We start from the raw sequence: 20,952 nt of genomic DNA, 5'->3' as shown, positions 1-20,952 counted from the left end.
TTCAACGGGGTGGGTTTGTTGTGAAATACTAGTTTTACGTGGTGAAAACATCCTAAGCTGTGGTAAAAGAAATTAAGTTTTACTTTCTATTTCAGTAGAAAGCCGTTCCCAATTTTCCATGAGCTGTTCTAGTTTATTTTTTTTTGCTTGGTAGCCATCAAAGAAATTTGGTTTAGCAATAGTTCCGTCATAGTCCATCAATAAATCATGGTCTATGGTCTTTATTTCCTTTTCCAAGCTAGAAATTTTACTTTCTACAGTACTTAATTGGTTGTTCAGGCTTTTGATTTTCTTCTGATCTTGAAAAGACGTGTTCTTCTTCTCCACCTTTTTTTCCTCACGCTGTTCTTGCTTTTTTTCTATGGCCCTAAAATCATCCGCTTTGCGCTGCTCCAAATAAAAATCAACATCTCCCAAATACTCCCTAATCACTTTGTTCTTAAATTCGTACACTTTATTGGTAAGTCCCTGTAAAAAGTCACGGTCATGCGACACGAGTATCAAGGTACCCTCAAAATTCTTGCACGCTTGCTTTAATACATTTTTGGACTTGATGTCCAAGTGGTTGGTAGGCTCATCCATAACCAATACATTAAAAGGCTGTAACAACATCTTAGCCAAGGCCAAACGGTTGCGCTCTCCACCAGAGAGTACTTTCACATACTTTTCTACCTCCTCACCACGAAACAGGAACGACCCCAAAATATCCCTTACCTTGCTCCTATTGGATTCATTTGCGGCATCTATCATGGTATCCAATACGGTTTTATTGCCATCCAAATATTCTGCCTGATTCTGCGCAAAATATCCTATTTGAACATTATGCCCCAATTTTAACCGGCCTTCATGTTCTAGTTCTCCTACAATTATCTTGGCCAAAGTAGATTTCCCTTGGCCGTTCTGGCCAACAAATGCCGTTTTACTGTTCCGTTCTATCAATAAATTGATTGAATTAAGCACATCTTTTGAACCATAACTTTTTGAAAGGTTCTCTATTTCCACCACCACTTTACCAGGAGTGACCGAGATAGGGAACCTAAGATTCATAACGCTGTTATCGTCCTCGTCAACTTCTATGCGTTCAATTTTATCCAATTTCTTTATAAGGGATTGGGCCATAGAAGCCTTGGTAGATTTGGCCCTAAACTTTTCTATTAAACGCTCTGCTTGTTGAATTTCCTTCTCTTGATTTTTTTGAGCACTTAACTGTTGTTGCTTAATTTCATTTCGCAGTACCAAATACTGTGTATATGGCTTATTGTAATCGTAAATACGGCCTAGCGATATTTCAATTGTTCTATTTGTTACATTATCCAAAAACATTTTATCGTGTGATACGATTACCACCGCTCCCGTATAATTGTTCAGGAATTGCTCAAACCAAATAATAGATTCGATATCTAAATGATTGGTGGGCTCATCTAAAAGCAACACATCATTATTTTGTAATAACAACTTTGCCAACTCTATTCGCATGCGCCAACCACCAGAAAAAGTTTCGGTCTTCTTGTCAAAGTCGTCTCTATCAAATCCTAGTCCTTGAAGAATCTTCTCGGTCTCACCTTGGTAATTATAGCCACCCAATATTTCGTAGTGATGACTAACATCACTCAAATCTATAATTAGCTGATTGTAACCCTCGCTTTCATAATCGGTGCGTTCTGCCAATTCGTGGTTTATCTCATCAATTTTGGCTTCCAGTTTCTTTATTTCCTCAAATGCTTGGTATGCCTCTTCCAACACGCTTCTTCCTTGCACAAAATCTATATCCTGTCGCAAGAATCCTATTTTGATATCCTTTTCAACTGCTATCGTTCCCGTATCCAAGGGCATATCCTTAGAAAGTAATTTTAACAAAGTAGACTTACCAGCGCCGTTCTTGCCTACAAGCCCCACCCTATTTCCTGCATTTAGCCGAAATGATATCTCCTCAAATAAATATTCACCACCAAACGAGACGGAAAGATTATGTATGTTAAGCATTTACTTTTATTTTTAATCAATTTCGTAAGACATCAATGCCTTTAACATAAGTACAATACCAGACTTATGCTATCTCAAGATCTATTAATTCCAACAATTCGTAAATCGATATTTACGATATCCACAACTTTAAATTATGACCTAAAACTGTACCTTTGTATAAAGTTTTGCAAATGTTAAAAAAAGGAAACAAACTCTACAGTATTTTAACAGGAACTTGCCCTAGGTGCAATGAAGAAAGCATGTATTTGGACAAAAACCCCTACCATTTAGGAAAAATCTACAAAATGAACGAACGCTGTAGCTCTTGTGGGTTAAAATATAAAATGGAACCCTCCTTCTTTTATGGAGCCATGTATGTTAGTTATGGCTTGGGTATAGCATTTGCAATAGCGGCATTCGTAATCACAAAACTAATTATTGGCACCACATTGACAAACAGCTTTATTGCCATTATCGGAACCCTCGTCGTCTTTATGCCTTTAATTATGAGGTTATCCAGAAATATTTGGATCAATATGTTCGTCTCTTACGATTCCAAAACTACAAAACAAAATACTTAAGCCTCGCCGAAATCCTTTGAATATCTACTAATATCTACCTCTTGTGGTAGTGTTATTCCTTTTTCTATCCGCGCAAATAACTTTTCAGCAGCCCACGGCCCTATCATAATACCATGAGAACCAAAACCATTGAGAACAAACAAGCTATCACATTTTGGATGTTGCCCTACTAGGGGTTTTCTATCCTTTACCGTTGGTCGAATACCCGCCTCATGACCCACAACCTCATACTCGCAAGTCAACAACCCATCCAATTTTTTCATAAGCTCCTTTTTTGTATTCTCCGTTGGAAGGCTGTTCGAAGTGTTTCGATCGTAGTTGGCCCCAACCTTGTACAAATCATTACCTAGTGGAATCATAAAAACAGAGGATTTTATGGCGTTCATTTCCTTCAGTTTAGCGCATTTAACTATTAGATATTCTCCTTTAGAACCTTGAATGGGCAAATAATTAAAAAACGGATTTTGGAGCAAGCCAAAACCTTCGGCAAAAACAATATGCTTTGCTGTTCGTGAACCATAAACTACGTGACCCTCTTTCTGTTTTAGCAGCGCATAATCGAAAGAATCTGAAACTAACAGGCCTTTCTGTTCTAAAAAAGAGGTATAACTTCTTAGCGTTAATTTCGTATCTAATCTGCTTGCCTGCAGTACCTCCCCAAAATCATACGAAGCTATCAAGGCTTTATTGCTATTTCGCACCAATTTAGGTGAGAGGTAGTTCTTTAAACCTGGTTTGTCCGCTGCCTCGAACCACATGTTTTGTTCGGCTACAGAAGCGAATTTCCGGTAAACTGGTAAATCGGAAATAAGCTTTACCCCCAAGGTACGTTCCAGTTCATCATAAAAAGAGTTGGCAATGGGCATTAGCGTATTGGCCTTCCAAGCCATGGTAAATCGTTTTAGAATCACCGGATTAGAAAGTCCGCCAGCTACCAACGAAGCTTTCTGTGAGTTATCGTTGAAAACCAGAAAACGTTTATTATGCTTTCTGAGCGTTTCACAAAAAGCGGTACCTGCGAGACCTAAACCTACCACAATATAATCTAACATAGTGTAAAGGTAGGAACTAAAACAAAATGGATGGTACAAAAAAAGCACTCCGATTATTCTCGGAGCGCTTTTATACTATTGAATTGGAATACTAATTTGGCTTAATAAGCCCACATATCTTGTTCTCTATCGCGAATAACCTCTTTGATGCGCTTGGCTTCCAACAACTGGAAAAGTGCATTATCTGCTATATAATCGCTAACCTTACGGTCTCCATGCACATTGTCCTCTTTGTAAATCACGGCATTGAACCTTCTTGCATTCAACAACATATCAAAAGAAATGGGTTGAGCAGAATTACGTTGGTTAAAAACTTTGGCATCATGTAATACTTCCCGTGCATCTGGATACCAAATCCAGAACAATTCTACCTTATCAGGGTTGTCATCATCCATAAAGTTTACATCCGGGGCTACAGGCGCAATACCTAAAAGACGGTATTTTAATTCTCCCTGTCGCTTATCAAAATACCACATACCTTTGATACGATATTCCTCAATTTCCGCAGCTGTTATTTCCCTTCTGGTAATGAACTCCTGAGAAACTTCTTCTCCTGCATTAATTTGCTCATATCCATAATCTAAGGTATCCGTTTTCTGCAATGCAGCTGACAGATCTCCGTAGTTTCTCTTTTCTGTAAAATAGGAATCCGCATATGCGTCTAATTTACCGCTTTTAACCGCTTTCATTAATACATGATATAAGGATCTTCTATCGGAGCCTATGTCAATAGTATCTGTTGGATAGTACATGGGAAAGTTTACTCTTTCGTCCAAATCTATGGTTTCCCATAAGGTTTTGGACCAGAGAATATCCCTATCGTCCACATAGCCATATTTCAAAGGAGCATCATTGTCCACGTCTTTCTGGGCCTGCGTTCGCACACCTACATCCTGTGGTTTTTTAGCGTTTAAGATATTAGCTTGTGCCATCATGGATGCCGGTAATGCTACCAAAGCTCCCATTAAAAAAACATTTTTCCAATTCATGTTTGATTTACTTTAAAATAACCGGGTAACGAAAAGCGTTACCCGGTATTATGTATTCTTACTAGTTTGCTATCTCCACGACTACAGGAGATACTTTTTTAAGTCTATAACTCTTGTTATTGGTGATATATGCATTGATATCGAATATCTGTACAACATCTCCTCTTTTTGCTCTTTTAAGTGCCGATTTAGCTCTTGAATCCAGTTTGCTTCCTTTTACGCTAATTGTAGGCTGACCAGGAACTTTGAAACTAAACCCGCTTACTGCTAGGTTCAAATCAAAATCAAAATCATCCAATATTGCGCTAATAGTTGCAATCTCCAAGTTCTTTCTAGGAAGCTTAATGCTACCTGCTTGTCTACTAACCGTTCCTTCTGGTCTTGGAATATCTTTAATCCTAAATTCAGACTTTGAGGATATGGCTTGACCGTCCGGTAATGTTCCAGAAGCAGTAATCGTTACAGATCTTCCTGTTCCAGGGTTCATTACATACTTACTACCACTTACCGGCTTAAGACCCGGAGCAGACGCACGCACCTTGTTATTAGGTATTCCTGGGATAGATATAGACATTGGGTTAGATACACCACGATACACTACGTTCATCTTATCCGCAGCAATCAATGCAGCGTTCGGCTTAGAAATTGTTGCAAAAGAATTCTTAACAGGAACTTCTATCTCGGCACCATCTTGCTGAAAATACAAGGTACCAGCTATCTCATGGTCACCAGCAGCACCAGAACCAATCAACATCTTAACACCACCAGCTTCAATCTTATAATCTTTACCTTCAGCTAATTTTCTCCCGTCCAAAGTTAATTCTGCTCTTACGGGAGTAGAAGAATTATCAGTTTTGCTGATAATAATCTTACCATCATAGCTTTCACCCGAATAAAAAGCTGACTTGCTTGCGAATAAAGATGTAGCAAAGTTTTTCAAAGAAACTTGATCCGTAAGCTCTCCTTCTAACATAGACTTAAGCGCATCTTCTTCAGTAGACTTAATGTCTGCCTGTAATGCAGTTAACTTAGTTAAGGAAGCGATTAATGGAAAATCCTTGTAGTGGTAATCAATCCAATCTACTTTGGCACCATCCCTTTGCTCAACCTTTCCGTTTTCGTCACCTACTTCAAAGCGTGCTTCTACTGTAGATTTCAATCCTGTTGGAACCAATTTGGTAATTTCGCTGCGGTAATCGTTGATACGCTTCATGAATTCCTGCCCACCTTCTGTCAAGTTATCTCCTTGGAAAAAGTGTTGGTTCAAATAATCCGCTTTATCCATTACTTGGTAGTCCGTAGGGTCTTCAACTCCTTCTAACATACCCTTCTTAAGCGTTTCCAAATAATCAAAGTACTCTTGCGAAATCGCTTTAATTTGATTCGCTTTCTGATATACTTCGCCGTATTTAACCTTATCTTCAGACGCCTTTGTTTCCAAACTTGCTAAAAACTGGTTATTACTTTCTGTTGTTTTAGAGTTTGAAGTCTCCATTTTTACATTCATTAATCCGAATGCCGCGAGTACCTCTTTACTCATATTTAATGCTAGCATACAAATGAAAACCAAATACATTAGGTTTACCATTTTTTGCCTTGGTGATTGTTTTCCTCCTGCCATGTTTCTGAAATTAGATTTTAATTAATACTTGAATTTGGGGTTAAAATCCAATTTAGTTTTTGCTCATTGCAGATAACATACCACCGTACACTCCGTTCAATGAAGACAGGTTACTGGACAATGAAGCCATCTGATCTTTTAATGCACTTGCATTCTGCACTACTTGTTCGTTCACACTAGCTTGTTTACTAGCACTCTCCAATTGTACTTTGTACAGACTGTTCAATGATTCCATCTGAGCGGCAGCTTGTACCATTTCATCAGAATACTTCTTCGTAGACTCCATCGCATCAACTGTTGGTGCAATACCTTTAGCGGCACCTTCAAAATTTTTGATGCTAGAACCTAAGCTCTCCATAAGGTTGGCATCTACACCAGCCTCTTTTAACATATCGTCTAATTTTTTAGACAAAGAACCTTCTGCTTCTTTAATTTCCGCCGCAGGGTTTTGCTTACCGCCCATTGATGCGCCTCCACCCAATTCAGGATAGACCAAAGACCAATCGTACTCGTCGTCAATGGGTTCAAATGCACTAATTGCAAATATAAGTGCCTCTGTAATAAGTCCTACCGCTAGTAATAAACCACCTGTAAGTGGACCAAATTCCCAGTGAAGGATTTTAAATAATGCACCAATAATTACGATTGACGCTCCTAGCCCGTAGGCCATGTTGAATAATTTTTTTGTTGCTTTTGACTGTGCCATGATTTAATTTAATTTAAGGTTTAAATAATAAAGATTTGGTTAAAAATTTGATTTGAATTTATTTTTGATACTCTTACTTTTTATTGTGTTGAATCCTCTTCACCCATGTAATCTTGAACGGTTCTAAAACCGATATAGCTACGAACAGAATCTGCATACTCATAATCCCTGGTACTAACCTGAAGGAAGTAAGCCACATCTTTCCAAGAACCACCTCTAATTACTTTTCTAGTATTGGACTGATCTCCTCCATTAGGATTCATCGTCGACACATAATCATAAGCACTTGGATCGTAGCTAGAGTTAGTCCACTCAGAAACATTACCGGCCATATTATATAAGTTGAAATCGTTTGGTTCGTAAGACTTTGCTTCTACAGTATACAAAGCTGCATCTGCTGCATAATCTCCACGTTGCGGTTTAAAGTTTGCCATAAAACAACCGGTATCACTAATAACATATGGTCCACCCCAAGGATACGTACCACTTTCGATACCGCCCCTAGCGGCATATTCCCACTCAGCTTCCGTAGGTAATCTAAACCTATTCACAAATTGCCTGCCACGACTTTTCTGATCATCATTTTTATACTTGGTTCTCCAGTTACAAAAAGCTTTAGCCTGTTCCCAGGAAATACCGACTACAGGATATTCACTGTACGCATCATGCCAGAAATAATCATTATGCATAGGCTCATTGTAAGAATATTCAAAATCTCGAATCCAAACTGTGGTATCAGGATATATTTCCAATTCCTCTGTACGGATAAAATCTTTTCTACTTCCATTACCTCTTTTAGCGGCACGTGCAGCAGCTTCGATATCCATCCAGCTATACTTATATTTAAGTTTGGTAACGTCAATACTTTTTTGTCCATTGTAAGACTCCTCTTCGGATAAGTACAATGAATCTACCATGATTTCGGTGTAATATTCGTCTGGATAATCATTTACGTCCCACACTAAATCTACATCTTTGTTCAAGGCTCTTCCTTCGTATCCCGTTTCTCCCATACCGGAATAATTATCCAGCATATACTTGTCGTAGGCAGAAGACTTTGTAGTATCCGCATCTTTAAATGCATATTCACCGATTCCACCATCATCCGGGCCAAGGCCTAGATCATCTGCGAGGATGGCCAATTTAGTTCTTGCAATGGAATCCTTTACCCATTCTACAAACTGGCGATATTCGCTGTTGGTTATTTCGGTATCGTCCATATAAAAAGAACGAACCGTAACGGTTTTGGTAGGAGCGTTCAACACCTTTGCTTGGTCTTCTTCACTCTTACCCATGATAAAAGAACCCCTTGGGATAAGTTCCATACCATAAGGCTTTTCCGGATACCATTTCTTTCCTTGGACTCCGACTAGCTCCCCTTTTGTTTTAGACCCACAACTCGTGAGCAAAAAAACAAACGCTATAGATGATAACAATAGCTTCTTCATACTTTAGGTTAAATTTCGATTATGGTTACAAACTGCGAACTACGTTCATTTATTCTAACTTCTAAAACTACGTTTTGAATAAATTATTGTATAAATGCCTTTTATCCCTTAAAATTATTTTCAATTAATTAAAGCCTTTCTTATACGCTTTAAACCACCTTTCAGGAATATCTTGATTGCAAGCATCTAAATAATCCTTCTCTGTGCATGGTAATAACGCAGGTGTGTTTGCTTTAGTATGTGAAGTGAAAATTGATGGCACCTCTACCCACCATCGTTGGGTCAAAAGACTTTTGTAGAAAATGAGATCCTCAGCATCCGAAGGAACGGTATACTTCGTAAAATCGTCTGTCTTTGAATATGGTGATTCTATAATTCTGTAATTGATACCTTCTATGAAGTACCATATAATTTGTGCTACGAGTTGCTGGGATTGCACATTGTTCTCCATCTCATAGATACCAAAAACAGCAACTTTATCGCTGATTCCTGCATATCTTGCAATGGCACAAATCTCTCGACCTGTAAATCCGTTAGGAGAAAAATTTGCAGAAGATGAAATTTCACTTGCTTTAATGGCCCGTGCATCCAAACTTACCATGTGTGCATTTCGTAATGCAGGTTCGGCCAAGGAAAGGTCATTGGCAATCTCTCCAAGCCTATAGGCATCAAAAAATAACCGTTCCATTAAATCTACTTCTTCCTGAGCATTGAAATAACTCTGATAGCCAATATTGGAAAAATTAAATAGATTATTGGGTTTGTCGGTAATAATCTTACTCATGTAGGAGTGTGAAGAAATAAGCTCGTCATCTATTCCAAAATCGAACCTACTATCAATTGCAACAAGGTTTATCATATCCTTGATCCCATCAAAAGCTCTATAGGCAGGATAGGTAATGTCTTGGGTTGCTCCGAGTATGATAGGAATAATATTTTCTTCTAACAATCCCGCAACGATTTCCTTTACCACAAAATAGGTGTCCTCTACAGATTCCCCTTCCTCTATATCACCCAAATCAACTAGGGTAGCGTTCCAATTACCTAATAAAAGCTTGTAGAATTCTAATCGAATAGCAGAAACATCTAATTTTTCAATTTTTTTCTCAAAAGCATTGCGAGATTCTTTTACGCCTAAAATAGCCACGGTTGCATTCGCGAGGACAGGAAGCCCGTCATTAACGGTGTGTATAAACGTATTTCTGCCTATGGCCTGTGCCGGCAACAACTCGCAATGCGCTAATACTTTATCCTCTACCGGAACTAAAAAATCAAAGGCCATGATACGATTTAAAGTTTAATGTTCAAGGTTCTATTTTTTGGCTTTTGGCTCTCAGCCTACTTCTTTTTTGCTTTTGGCTTCGCTTTGGCTTTTTTCTTAGGTGTCTTTTTTTCTATGAGTGCTGACGCTTCTTTAAGTGTCATTTTAGAAGCGTCTACTGATTTGGCCAACTCAACCTTAATTTTACCCTTTATGATGTTATGCCGACCCCACCTTGCTTTCTCTATTCGAATACCTTCTTCCTCCCAGTTCTGGACAACTTTTTCTATTTCTTTTTGCTTTTTGGCCTCTATAAGCTCAACGATATCTTCGTTGGATAGGTTGTCGAAATCATATTTTTTGTTCACATTAATAAACATACCGTCCCACTTAAGAAAGGGTCCAAAGCGACCTACGCCCTTTTGTACGTCTTTATCTTCGTACTGGGCTATTGGAGCATCAGCCTTTTGTTTGGCAATGATTAATTCCGTAGCTCGGTCCATGGTGATTTCCATTGGATCGTCTTCTTTTTCCATGGAAATGAACTTTTTTCCAAATTTCACATAAGGGCCAAACCTGCCTACATTCGCCTCAACTTCTTCGCCTTCATAAACCCCAAGTTTACGAGGTAATTTAAAAAGATCCATAGCCTGCTCATAGGTGATGGTTGTAAGCGACTGATCTGGCAGTAAACTGGCGAACGTAGGTTTTTCCTCATCATCAACAGTTCCCACTTGCACCATAGGTCCAAATCTACCCAAACGTACAGATACTTGCTTGCCGCTTTTTGGATCTTTTCCCAAAATACGTTCACCACTGGCGCGATCTGCATTTTCTTCTACATCCAAAACATTTGGATGAAAATCCTTGTAGAAATTCTTCATCATTTTTTTCCAATCCTCGTCACCAGCAGCAATTTCATCAAAGTCTTGTTCTACCTTGGCCGTAAAATTATAATCCAAAATATTTGCGAAGTTGGCAACTAAAAAATCGGTAACGATCATACCAATATCTGTTGGTACCATCTTCCCTTTTTCCGAACCCACCATCTCAGATAGTCCCTTTTCCTTAATACTGGCAGATTCCAATATCAATTGGGTATATTTTCTTTCGGAACCTTCTACGGTTCCTTTTTCTACGTACCCCCTATTTACTATAGTAGAAATCGTTGGTGCGTAGGTAGATGGTCTTCCAATCCCTAATTCTTCCAATTTCTTCACCAAAGTCGCTTCTGTAAATCGGTACGGTGGCCTGGAAAAACGCTCTGTAGCTGTAATGTAATTATTTTGCAGTGCCTCACCCAACTTCATCGCTGGCAACATTCCTTCCTGCTCATCTGCAAGATCTTCATCGTCCACACCTTCCATATATACTTTAAGGAAACCATCAAACTTTATAACTTCTCCGTTGGCAGTAAATTCTACATCGTGTTTGTCTGCTTGTATTTTTACATTGGTGCGTTCCAATTGGGCATCGCTCATCTGAGAAGCAATGGTTCGTTTCCAAATTAGGTCATACAATTTGGATTGATCTCGCTCCAAGGATGGTGATGAATTGCCCATTTCGGTTGGCCTAATAGCTTCGTGTGCTTCCTGAGCACCCTTGGACTTGCCGGTAAAACTTCTGATTTTACTATAGGTTTCACCATAATTTTTGATTATGGCATCTTTTGCGGCATTTACAGCTTCGCTAGAAAGATTAACGCTATCCGTTCTCATGTAAGTAATCAACCCTGCTTCATATAAACGTTGTGCTACCTGCATCGTCCTACCCACGGAAAAATATAATTTTCTCGAAGCTTCTTGTTGTAAGGTAGAAGTTGTAAACGGTGCAGAGGGTGATTTTTTAGCGGGTTTCTTGTCTAGTTTGCCTACGGTAAAAGCTGCTCCAATATTTTTTTCTAAAAAAGCGTTCGCTTCTTCTTTTGTGGCAAAGCTTTTTCCAACCTTGGCCGTAAAGACACTCCCTGATTCAGTCTGGAATTCAGCTGATATTTTAAATGTTCCTTCTGGGGTAAAAGCCTCTATGTCTCGTTCTCGCTCTACAATCAAACGCACAGCAACAGATTGCACGCGCCCGGCAGATAAACCCGGTTTTATTTTTTTCCACAATACGGGAGATAACTGATACCCTACCAACCGATCCAACACTCTTCTTGCTTGTTGGGCATTTACCAAATTATAATTTATTTCCCTCGGGTTTTCAATTGCTTTTTGAATGGCGCTTTTGGTTACCGAATTAAAAACAATACGTTTTGTCTTCTTTTGATCTAAATCTAACTCTTCGGCCAAGTGCCAAGAAATAGCCTCTCCCTCTCTATCTTCATCACTTGCCAACCATATCGTATCTGCCTTTTTGGCCAAATCCTTTAATTTCTTCACCAAGGCCTGCTTGTCCTTATCTACAATATACTTGGGACTAAAATCATTGTCTACATCTACACCCAGCTCCTTGGAAGGTAAGTCTGCAATATGACCAAAGCTAGACTCGACCTTAAAATCCTTTCCGAGAAACTTTTCAATGGTCTTTGCTTTCGCAGGTGACTCAACAATTACTAAATTCTTAGCCATGCATCATGTATTAGTGAACAACAAAAGTAGTTGAATTTTTTAATTTCAGGCAGACATCATTCCTTATCCATAAAAAAACACCCCTAAATCTAGAGGTGTTTTCCACTTTTATAAGGACTATTAGTTCAAATCGAATGTACTTAACAATCTGATATTGTTGTTTGCATATTCATATTGATGTAACGTTCCTTCACCAATCATTAATAATGAATTTTCCAAAGGAATAACATCATAAGCGGCTATATCCTTAAAGTGATTTATCTGCACTAGATTGGGAGATTCACTTTTGTCAAACACCTTTAGACCATCACTACCATCGCATACAAACAATAGATTATCCTTAATCCCTAGGCCATTTGGACCCGTCATCGGATAAATTACCTTCAGTTCAGGGTTTTGCAAATTAGAGACGTCAACCACATACAATCCACTTTCTGTACTGCCACAGAAATTCCCTCCTTTTAAGGTCACATAGGCGTATTCTCCGGATACGACGACAGGGTCGCATGCGGTACCATGCCTAAATTCGGATATAAATTTGGGTTTTGCAGGATTCTTTATATCATATATATACATGCCCTGTCTACCCCCTATAAACAGTACTTCTCCTTGGTTGAATATGGTCTCTATATCCCATGCCACCTGCACATCCTCCAATACTTTGGGCGCTTCTAAATTAGAGATGTCAAAAATATTGATGTTGCTGTAATCCACTACATAAAGGAAGGACCCAACAATCTTAAACCGAGCCATAGAACCTCCTTGACCAACGGAAGGCTGCGATGGCGTGCCACTGCTGTTCGTATTAAAAAGCATATCTCCAAATTCTACGTTACGGAACTGAGCCTCATATTCGGAAACAGGTCTTAACTCTCTTTTTACCTTCCAACCAACAACAATATCCTTGCTATAATCAATTTTGGAATAATCATAAATATCGGCCTGAGGGAACTCAAGATTAGCAAGCCAGATATCATTATTGTAGATGGCGTTTTCCACACGCGTGGAAAGTTCGATATTATTGATATCTGAAATATCAAAAATGACCAAATCTCCATGGCTATCGGCAAATAGCTTATCATCCTTTATAGAAATATCATAGTTACCTTCCAGTTTTATAAAGGAGATATTTTTAGGTTCTGAAGGATTTTGATTGTCTATGACGTGGAACCCACGGTCAACGTCGTTGATAAAAATATAGCTTTTATATGCATAAATTTTACCAGAAGACACTATAGACGTTGGTTCCGAAATAGCTATAGCCTCGGTTTTAAAAGCTATAGCATCCATCAAAACAGGTCGCGCAACTAAATACTCCTCAAAAGGGCCGTCGTCGTCACAAGAAAAACTAAATAGCATTACAAAAACAAGCAAAGAAAGAGGACGTTTCATTTTTAGAATATTAATTGGGTTGTACCTTATAGATACATAACTAACTACTTGGTTGCGCGTATCATTAAAATAAAAGTATTGAACCGATCACCTTTACTATCGCCAGAAATTAAAAGAATCAAAGAACTGACAAAAGAGCGATTGCGTAATCATAGATAGGATAAACCGTTGTACGCAATAATTACCAATCGGCATTATTACAATTCCGTATATTTCATCATTTTCAAATTGAAAAATTAAGTTTTCCCATAGCCTCAAGTAATCCCTTCGGCATTGATCTGAAACTCATCCTTAAAGCAAGATTACTTCGCTATGCTCCTTTTTCTCCACAAAAAAGGTCGGAAATCACCAATCAACATGACAACTATTTGCAAGAACGCAACCAAAAAGCACAACAGGTTTGCTATCCTAAAAATAAACACTTTGTTTGGATGAGAATAGAAATAATATCTACATTTAGAAACGCCAACATAAAAAACTTTAAAATGAACAAGTTATTCTATACCGCTCTATTATCATTCCTTTTTTTACTACCATTACAAAATATTGAGGCACAGCGAACTAAAAACACCTTGAGTTATCCCGATTCCATATACAATGGCATGGAATATCGGTTAGTAGGTCCTTTTAGAGGTGGTAGGGCAGGGACGGTTGCCGGTGTTACCAACAATCCAAATCTGTACTATATGGGTACAGCTGGAGGAGGTGTTTGGAAAACTAAAGATGCGGGAAGTACCTGGGAGAATATTTCAGATGGTTTCTTTGGAGGTTCTATTGGTGCCCTTTCCGTTTCCGAATCCGACCCTAACATTATCTATGTTGGTGAAGGGGAGCAAACCTTGCGCGGAAATGTTTCTTCTGGAAAAGGGATTTGGAAAAGCTTGGATGCAGGCGAAACTTGGGAGTTTATCGGACTTAAAGATTCTGAACATATATCCAGAATAAGAATCCATCCTCAAAATCCAGATGTAGTATATGTTGCTGCCATAGGTAATTTATGGAAACCCAATGAGACTAGAGGTGTTTTTCGTTCCAAAGATGGCGGAGCAAATTGGGAAAAGATATTATATATTAGTGACAAGGCCGGTGCTGGTGATCTAATCATGGATCCTAATAACAGTAGAATTCTATATGCTACCACTTGGGAAATGAAAAGAAACGGTTATCGAATGGATAGCGGCGGAGAAGACAGCAAACTATTCAAAAGTACAGATGGCGGGGATACTTGGAAAGATATTTCTTCAAGAACAGGATTACCGGGATTTCCTTGGGGAATAGTTGGTATTACGATTTCACCATTGGATTCTAATCGTGTTTGGGCATTGATCGAAGCAGAGGAGGGCGGATTGTATAGATCCGACGATGCCGGAATGACCTGGAAAAAAATAAATGAAAATAGGGCTTTACGGCAACGTGCGTGGTATTATACACGCATATATGCAGACACACAAAATGTAGACAAGCTGTTTGTTATGAACGTGAGTTATGGCGTTTCTACCGATGGAGGGAAAACGTTCGTATTAAAAAATGCTCCCCATGGAGACCATCACGATCTATGGATAGACCCAAACAACAATAACCGAATGGTGATTGCAGACGATGGTGGCGCACAAGTTTCGAATGACGGTGGAAATAACTGGACTACCTATTACAACCAACCCACCGCACAGTTTTACAGAGTCGCTACCGATAGTATTTTTCCCTATAGGATTTACGGGGCGCAACAAGACAATACTGCGCTACGGATATCACACCGGTCTGCCGGCAATGCTATTACCGAGCGAGATTGGGAACCAACCGCGGGCGGCGAAAGTGCACATTTGGCACCCGACCCTAAAAACAATCAAGTGGTGTATGGTGGCACCTATAAAGGATACATGAATAGACTAGATCATACGACAGGGCAAGCAAGGTCTACTAACGTATGGCCAGATAATCCGGCTGGATCTGGCGCAGAAGTAATGAAATATCGTTTCAATTGGAACTATCCTGTTTCCTTTAGTAGACATGACTCCAATGTATTATATGCCGGATCCAATTACCTGCATATGACAACGGATGAAGGCCAGTCTTGGAAAACAATTTCACCAGATTTGACCAGAGGACTGCCCGAAACAATCAAATCTTCCGGAGGACCAATTACACAAGATAATACCGGTGCGGAGTTTTACTCGAACCTATTTGTAATAACGGAATCCATCCTTGAAAAAGGGGTTATTTGGACAGGTAGCGACGATGGGCTAATCCATGTTACCCGAGATAATGGTAGCACATGGGATAACGTAACTCCACCAGCATCGATGTCCCCAAAATTAAACATGATCAATTCTATTGACGCTAGTCCATTTGACCAAGGCACCGTTTACGTGGCCGCCACCTCATACAAGTTCGGGGATTACACGCCATATTTATACAAGACCGAAGACTATGGAAAAAACTGGAAGCTTATCACCAGTGGTATAAAAAATACGGATTACACCCGGGTAATTAGAACCGACCACGAACGAAAAGGATTACTATATGCCGGAACAGAATGGGGTATGTATATTTCCTTTGATGATGGTAGCTCTTGGAAGCCATTTCAATTAAACCTTCCCATAACGGCCATACGTGATTTACAGGTTAGGGACAATGATTTAATTGTAGCCACGCATGGTAGAAGTTTTTGGATCATAGATGACTTAACACCTCTGCATCAACTATCTACAGCTGTTGCAAGTAGTGACTTCTATCTTTACAAACCGGATACTTCCTATAGGATGCACCAATCTGGTGGATGGTCAAAACCAGATACTAAATTGGTAGGGGAAAATCACCCGGACGGTGTTATCATAAACTATTTTCTCAAAAATTTAGATCAAAAAGATACTGTACGTATTGATATTCTAGAGACCAACGGTACCGTAATTCAAAGTTTTGCTAATCATGCCAAGGAAGATAAATTAAACCCAGCTGCCACTAAATTACTAAAAGTCAGTGTGGGCGGCAATAGAATGGTATGGAACATGCGATATCCAGGATTCAAGGCTTTTGACGGAATGATTTTCTATTCATCGCCCAATACAGGTCCAAAAGCAGTACCGGGAAATTATAAAGTAAAACTAACCGTAAATGGCGCTTCCCAAGAACAACCATTTACCATTGTGAAAGACCCAAGATTACCCAATTCACAAGAAGACTATGACAAGCAATTTGACTTTTTAATTTCGGTACGAAACGAAGTAACCAAGGCAAACGAAGCAATTATTACCATTAGAAATATTCAAAAAGACTTAAACTATCTAAAGGAGAAGACAAAGGGAAATGATGGATTGCAAACATTGATTTCTGATTACGAAACAGAACTATCGGTGATTGAAAACAATATTCACATGACCAAAAACCAAAGTAGACAAGATCCTTTAAACTATGGAATACGCATAAATAATAGGATTGCATTTCTAATGGCAGATTCACAAAGGGGAGATTATCCTCCCACTCAGCAAGCGCAGCAATTTTTCAAAGAAGCTACGCAAGAATTGAACAAAGAAATTAGCACATTAAACTCCCTAATTCAAAAGCAAACTAAGATTATTAATGAAAAAGTGGACAAGGAGGATATAAAAATGATTACTTCAGAATAATAAGATGATAGGATTTAAAAAAAGCGGGGATTAAAAATGAGATTCCCGCTTTTTTAGTTTCATTTTTAACAGTATAACATAGTTGCTACCGATAGTTACATTTCTTTTTCAAAACCAACTCCATCCTTATACATGTAATAGGCAGGAACTTTGGCTAGCATTGCCGTAAACAAAATACCTATACAGCATAAGAGAATTCCTAATTCGGCCAGTATCCCCATTACGATGACTAAACCAAAAATGACCAACCAGTTTCGGTTCCCCAGGGTAAAGCTCGCTTTTACCATTTCGATGGCAGAAAGTTCTTCATTAAAAGCCAAAAAAGCGGGAATTAAAGAAAGTGGAACTACCAAGTAAAAAATCCCTATACCACAGGCCAGCATGCCTAAAATGATAAGACCCAGCATCAATAAGGCCAACATAAAAACTTTACCCAAACGGCCTTGTTTAAAAAAGTAGAAATAATCGTCGTTCGTTGATGCATCTTCATCGTTCCGTTTGCAAATTTTCATAAAAGCAGCGTTCAAAGCAAGTCCAAACGTCATTACTCCAAGTAAAAAAACAGGCATTAAAATAACCATGCCTAAGATAACCATGGCTGGCGGATCTTCACTTCGTAAAAGTTCGGGATCCGTAATTCCTGCAGCTATCATGGGAATGTAAATCATTATATAAAATGGTAGTATCGTAACAAAAGTGAGTAGGAGTGTTATAAACCCTTGTACCCATATTTTCTTAAATAGTGCTATGGATGCGCTAAAAATAATTCCAAACTCCAAGGGAGGTCGGTTAGAAATTTTTTGATTAACCGTTTCTAAATTCATATCACGTAAGTCTTTATTTAGATTGTCTAACTAAACGCAAGCCATTACCGCTAAAGTATAAAATATCACTAAATTAAACTGCCAACTTGTCATATTTTTGAATATAGTAGTATCTTTGCTTTCCCGCTATTTATAAGTACAAGCCGGGTTATGGTATGGAAAAAATTATTGACGAAACAAAACAAGGGTCTTCCCTGACACTAAACACGAAGGCCAAAAACAAACGCAAACTCTATATTGAAAGCTACGGGTGTGCCATGAATTTTGCTGATAGTGAAGTGGTTGCATCCATACTTGCCGATGATGGATTTAATACCACAACTGAATTAAACGAGGCCGATTTGGTACTTGTAAACACCTGCTCGATTCGTGACAAAGCAGAGCAGACGATACGCAAACGTTTAACGGAATATAATAAAGTAAAAAAGACTAGGCCACATCTTAAGGTAGGCGTATTAGGCTGTATGGCAGAACGCTTAAAGGACAAGCTGCTAGACGAAGAGAAAATAGTAGATATGGTTGTAGGACCTGATGCCTACAAGGATTTACCCAATCTCATCAAAGAAGTAGATTCCGGTAGGGATGCCGTCAACGTTATCTTGTCCAAAGAGGAAACGTATGGGGACGTTTCCCCTGTGCGATTAAACACCAATGGTGTCACTGCATTTGTTTCCATCACCAGGGGCTGCGACAACATGTGTACTTTTTGCGTCGTCCCCTTTACCAGAGGAAGGGAACGCAGCCGCGATCCCCAATCCATTTTGGAAGAAGTAAATGAATTATGGGAAAAGGGATTTAAAGAAATTACACTTCTTGGTCAAAATGTAGATAGTTACTTGTGGTATGGTGGCGGTCTCAAAAAAGACTTTGACAAGGCAAGCACCATGCAAAAAGCAACGGCGGTAGATTTTTCGAACCTATTGGAAATGGTAGCCTTGGCACAACCCAAAATGCGAATTAGATTTTCAACTTCCAATCCACAGGATATGACTTTGGATGTTATTCGTACGATGGCCAAGCACCGCAATATCTGTGACCATATTCATCTACCGGTGCAAAGCGGTAGCAATCGTATTCTTAAGGCCATGAACAGGCTGCATACCATTGAGGAATATTTTAAGCTTATAGACAACATTAGAACGATAATTCCCAATTGTGGTATCTCACAAGATATTATTGCAGGTTTCCCTACCGAGACCGAGGAAGACCATCAAGATACCTTAAAGGCCCTGGACTATGTAAAATATGATTTTGGATATATGTATATGTATTCCGAAAGACCAGGAACCATGGCTGGCAGGAAAATGGAAGATGATGTGCCCGAAGCAACAAAAAAAAGAAGGCTGTCGGAAATTATTGCACTTCAAAGAAGCCATTGCAAATATAGAACGGAACAACATCTAGGAAAAATTCAAGAGGTGTTAATAGAAGGTATTTCGAAAAAAAACCCAAACGAATGGATGGGTAGAAACCAACAAAGTACGGTAGTAGTTTTTCCTAAGGAAGCATATCAGGTAGGCGATTTTGTAAACGTACAAATGAACACATGCACCTCGGCAACCTTGATAGGAAAAGCAATCGGTTATTCCGATAATAATTAATTAGAGCGCATTACACTATTGACAAGACAACTATAACATGGAAGCCATACAAAACATAAAACAACGTTTTGAAATTATAGGGCAAGACCCTAAACTCAACAGGGCTCTGGAAAAAGCGATTCAGGTTGCGCCAACAGATATATCCGTTCTGGTTACGGGCGAAAGCGGTGTGGGAAAAGAATCTATCCCTAAAATCATCCATTCCCTGTCTCATAGAAAACATGCCAAATACATTGCGGTAAACTGTGGCGCTATACCGGAAGGGACTATCGATAGTGAACTTTTTGGCCACGAAAAAGGAGCTTTTACAGGGGCTACACAAACCAGAAGTGGTTATTTTGAAGTAGCGGACGGCGGTACTATTTTCTTGGACGAAGTAGGCGAACTTCCCTTGACAACACAGGTGCGCTTGTTACGAGTTTTGGAAAACGGAGAGTTCTTAAAGGTAGGGTCCTCACAAGTGCAAAAAACCGATGTACGCATTGTAGCGGCCACAAACGTAAATATGTTCGAGGCCATTAAAAAAGAAAAATTCAGGGAAGATCTATATTATAGGTTAAGTACGGTAGAAATTCAGATTCCGCCACTGCGAGAGCGCAAGGAGGATATCCATTTACTATTTAGAAAATTCGCCTCCGATTTTAGTCAGAAATATAAAATGCCAACCATACGGCTAGACGAAGCTGCTATTGCACTGTTGTTAAAATACCGATGGCCTGGAAACATACGACAGCTTAGAAACATTGCGGAACAAATTTCGGTTTTGGAGGAGAAAAGAGCAATTTCGGCAACTACTTTGCACAGTTACCTGCCTAGCGACCCGGGAAGTAATTTACCAGCGGTCATAAAAAATTCAAAATCCGAAAGTGATTTTAGTAGTGAACGTGAAATTCTTTATAAAGTCCTGTTCGATATGAAAGGAGACCTCAACGACCTTAAGAAGTTGACGATGGAATTACTGAAGAATAACGACTCGCAAAAAGTACAGGATGAAAACGAGAACCTCATACGGAAAATTTATGGTGACGACGACGACGATATAGAAACACAAGATGCAACCGAAATGGAGGTATTACAGTTGCCTGAGTCAAAACAAGAACAAACGTACAATGCACCTTCACCAGAAGATAAATATCATTTTGCCGAAGAAATACAGGAAGAAGAGACCTTATCTTTGCACGAAAAAGAAATAGAGTTGATTAAGAAATCCCTAGAACGAAATAGAGGAAAACGAAAAGCGGCTGCGGCCGAACTTGGTATTTCAGAAAGAACACTCTACAGAAAAATCAAACAGTACGATCTATAAACTCGAAGTAAAA

At 39.1% G+C, this 20,952-nt stretch carries 14 protein-coding genes; 4 read left to right on the top strand and 10 right to left on the bottom strand.

Going from position 1 to position 20,952, the window contains the following annotated elements; all coding sequences use genetic code 11:
- Window positions 1–72: 72 nt before the first annotated feature.
- Window positions 73–1,983, bottom strand: a complete 1,911-nt coding sequence (locus MS6x_RS12965) for an ABC-F family ATP-binding cassette domain-containing protein (protein WP_482602705.1) — start codon at window positions 1,981–1,983, stop codon at window positions 73–75.
- Window positions 1,984–2,156: 173 nt separating this feature from the next.
- On the opposite strand from MS6x_RS12965, the gene MS6x_RS12960 reads away from it, so the two are divergent.
- A complete protein-coding gene (locus MS6x_RS12960; protein WP_482602703.1) occupies window positions 2,157–2,546 on the top strand; it encodes a DUF983 domain-containing protein in 390 nt (129 codons plus the stop codon).
- On the opposite strand, the gene MS6x_RS12955 is transcribed toward MS6x_RS12960, so the two are convergent.
- The 8 genes from MS6x_RS12955 to MS6x_RS12920 form a co-directional block, all read right to left on the bottom strand.
- Window positions 2,543–3,598, bottom strand: a complete 1,056-nt coding sequence (locus MS6x_RS12955; RefSeq protein WP_482602701.1) for an NAD(P)/FAD-dependent oxidoreductase — start codon at window positions 3,596–3,598, stop codon at window positions 2,543–2,545. The two genes, MS6x_RS12960 and MS6x_RS12955, sit on opposite strands and share 4 nt — an antisense overlap.
- Window positions 3,599–3,699: 101 nt before the next feature.
- A complete protein-coding gene (gene porN / locus MS6x_RS12950; protein WP_482602699.1) occupies window positions 3,700–4,587 on the bottom strand; it encodes a type IX secretion system ring subunit PorN/GldN in 888 nt (295 codons plus the stop codon).
- 61 nt (window positions 4,588–4,648) lie between these two features.
- On the bottom strand, window positions 4,649–6,208 hold the full coding sequence (porM, locus tag MS6x_RS12945; RefSeq protein ID WP_482602697.1) for a type IX secretion system motor protein PorM/GldM: 1,560 nt from the start codon (window positions 6,206–6,208) through the stop codon (window positions 4,649–4,651).
- Window positions 6,209–6,260: 52 nt separating this feature from the next.
- Window positions 6,261–6,914, bottom strand: a complete 654-nt coding sequence (gene porL, locus MS6x_RS12940; RefSeq protein ID WP_482602695.1) for a type IX secretion system motor protein PorL/GldL — start codon at window positions 6,912–6,914, stop codon at window positions 6,261–6,263.
- 80 nt (window positions 6,915–6,994) lie between these two features.
- Entirely contained in the window at window positions 6,995–8,362 is a 1,368-nt protein-coding gene (porK, locus tag MS6x_RS12935; protein ID WP_482602693.1) for a T9SS ring complex lipoprotein PorK/GldK, read from the bottom strand.
- 124 nt (window positions 8,363–8,486) lie between these two features.
- Complete coding sequence (locus tag MS6x_RS12930; RefSeq protein ID WP_482602691.1) at window positions 8,487–9,644, bottom strand: formimidoylglutamase; 1,158 nt, start codon at window positions 9,642–9,644, stop codon at window positions 8,487–8,489.
- A gap of 56 nt (window positions 9,645–9,700) precedes the next feature.
- A complete protein-coding gene (topA, locus tag MS6x_RS12925; RefSeq protein ID WP_482602689.1) occupies window positions 9,701–12,193 on the bottom strand; it encodes a type I DNA topoisomerase in 2,493 nt (830 codons plus the stop codon).
- A 120-nt stretch (window positions 12,194–12,313) separates the two neighbouring features.
- Window positions 12,314–13,585 (bottom strand): LVIVD repeat-containing protein, encoded by a 1,272-nt coding sequence (locus MS6x_RS12920; RefSeq protein WP_482602687.1) that lies wholly within the window; start codon window positions 13,583–13,585, stop codon window positions 12,314–12,316.
- A gap of 485 nt (window positions 13,586–14,070) precedes the next feature.
- Between MS6x_RS12920 and MS6x_RS12915 the strand changes: the two genes are divergently transcribed.
- Entirely contained in the window at window positions 14,071–17,208 is a 3,138-nt protein-coding gene (locus tag MS6x_RS12915) for a WD40/YVTN/BNR-like repeat-containing protein (protein ID WP_482602685.1), read from the top strand.
- 95 nt (window positions 17,209–17,303) lie between these two features.
- Here the strand turns inward: MS6x_RS12915 and MS6x_RS12910 are convergent, their stop codons facing one another.
- Entirely contained in the window at window positions 17,304–18,032 is a 729-nt protein-coding gene (locus MS6x_RS12910) for a hypothetical protein (RefSeq protein WP_482602683.1), read from the bottom strand.
- A gap of 155 nt (window positions 18,033–18,187) precedes the next feature.
- Between MS6x_RS12910 and miaB the strand changes: the two genes are divergently transcribed.
- Window positions 18,188–19,633, top strand: a complete 1,446-nt coding sequence (miaB, locus tag MS6x_RS12905) for a tRNA (N6-isopentenyl adenosine(37)-C2)-methylthiotransferase MiaB (protein WP_482602681.1) — start codon at window positions 18,188–18,190, stop codon at window positions 19,631–19,633.
- Between the two features lie 37 nt (window positions 19,634–19,670).
- Window positions 19,671–20,939 carry a sigma-54 interaction domain-containing protein gene (locus tag MS6x_RS12900; protein WP_482602679.1) on the top strand — a complete coding sequence of 423 codons (1,269 nt, stop codon included), beginning with the start codon at window positions 19,671–19,673 and terminating at the stop codon, window positions 20,937–20,939.
- Window positions 20,940–20,952 lie beyond the last annotated feature (13 nt).

It is taken from the genome of Maribacter sp. MS6 (assembly GCF_056839185.1).
Note: the sequence above shows the minus strand (reverse complement) of the source record. Positions and strands in the feature narration are given on the sequence as shown.

Excerpts from the sequence above, each read along its gene's own strand:
- MS6x_RS12965 (WP_482602705.1), bottom strand. The coding sequence starts at position 1,983 with ATGCTTAACATACATAATCTTTCCGTCTCGTTTGGTGGTGAATATTTA.
- MS6x_RS12960 (WP_482602703.1), top strand. The coding sequence starts at position 2,157 with ATGTTAAAAAAAGGAAACAAACTCTACAGTATTTTAACAGGAACTTGC.
- MS6x_RS12955 (WP_482602701.1), bottom strand. The coding sequence starts at position 3,598 with ATGTTAGATTATATTGTGGTAGGTTTAGGTCTCGCAGGTACCGCTTTT.
- porN (WP_482602699.1), bottom strand. The coding sequence starts at position 4,587 with ATGAATTGGAAAAATGTTTTTTTAATGGGAGCTTTGGTAGCATTACCG.
- porM (WP_482602697.1), bottom strand. The coding sequence starts at position 6,208 with ATGGCAGGAGGAAAACAATCACCAAGGCAAAAAATGGTAAACCTAATG.
- porL (WP_482602695.1), bottom strand. The coding sequence starts at position 6,914 with ATGGCACAGTCAAAAGCAACAAAAAAATTATTCAACATGGCCTACGGG.
- porK (WP_482602693.1), bottom strand. The coding sequence starts at position 8,362 with ATGAAGAAGCTATTGTTATCATCTATAGCGTTTGTTTTTTTGCTCACG.
- MS6x_RS12930 (WP_482602691.1), bottom strand. The coding sequence starts at position 9,644 with ATGGCCTTTGATTTTTTAGTTCCGGTAGAGGATAAAGTATTAGCGCAT.
- topA (WP_482602689.1), bottom strand. The coding sequence starts at position 12,193 with ATGGCTAAGAATTTAGTAATTGTTGAGTCACCTGCGAAAGCAAAGACC.
- MS6x_RS12920 (WP_482602687.1), bottom strand. The coding sequence starts at position 13,585 with ATGAAACGTCCTCTTTCTTTGCTTGTTTTTGTAATGCTATTTAGTTTT.
- MS6x_RS12915 (WP_482602685.1), top strand. The coding sequence starts at position 14,071 with ATGAACAAGTTATTCTATACCGCTCTATTATCATTCCTTTTTTTACTA.
- MS6x_RS12910 (WP_482602683.1), bottom strand. The coding sequence starts at position 18,032 with ATGAATTTAGAAACGGTTAATCAAAAAATTTCTAACCGACCTCCCTTG.
- miaB (WP_482602681.1), top strand. The coding sequence starts at position 18,188 with ATGGAAAAAATTATTGACGAAACAAAACAAGGGTCTTCCCTGACACTA.
- MS6x_RS12900 (WP_482602679.1), top strand. The coding sequence starts at position 19,671 with ATGGAAGCCATACAAAACATAAAACAACGTTTTGAAATTATAGGGCAA.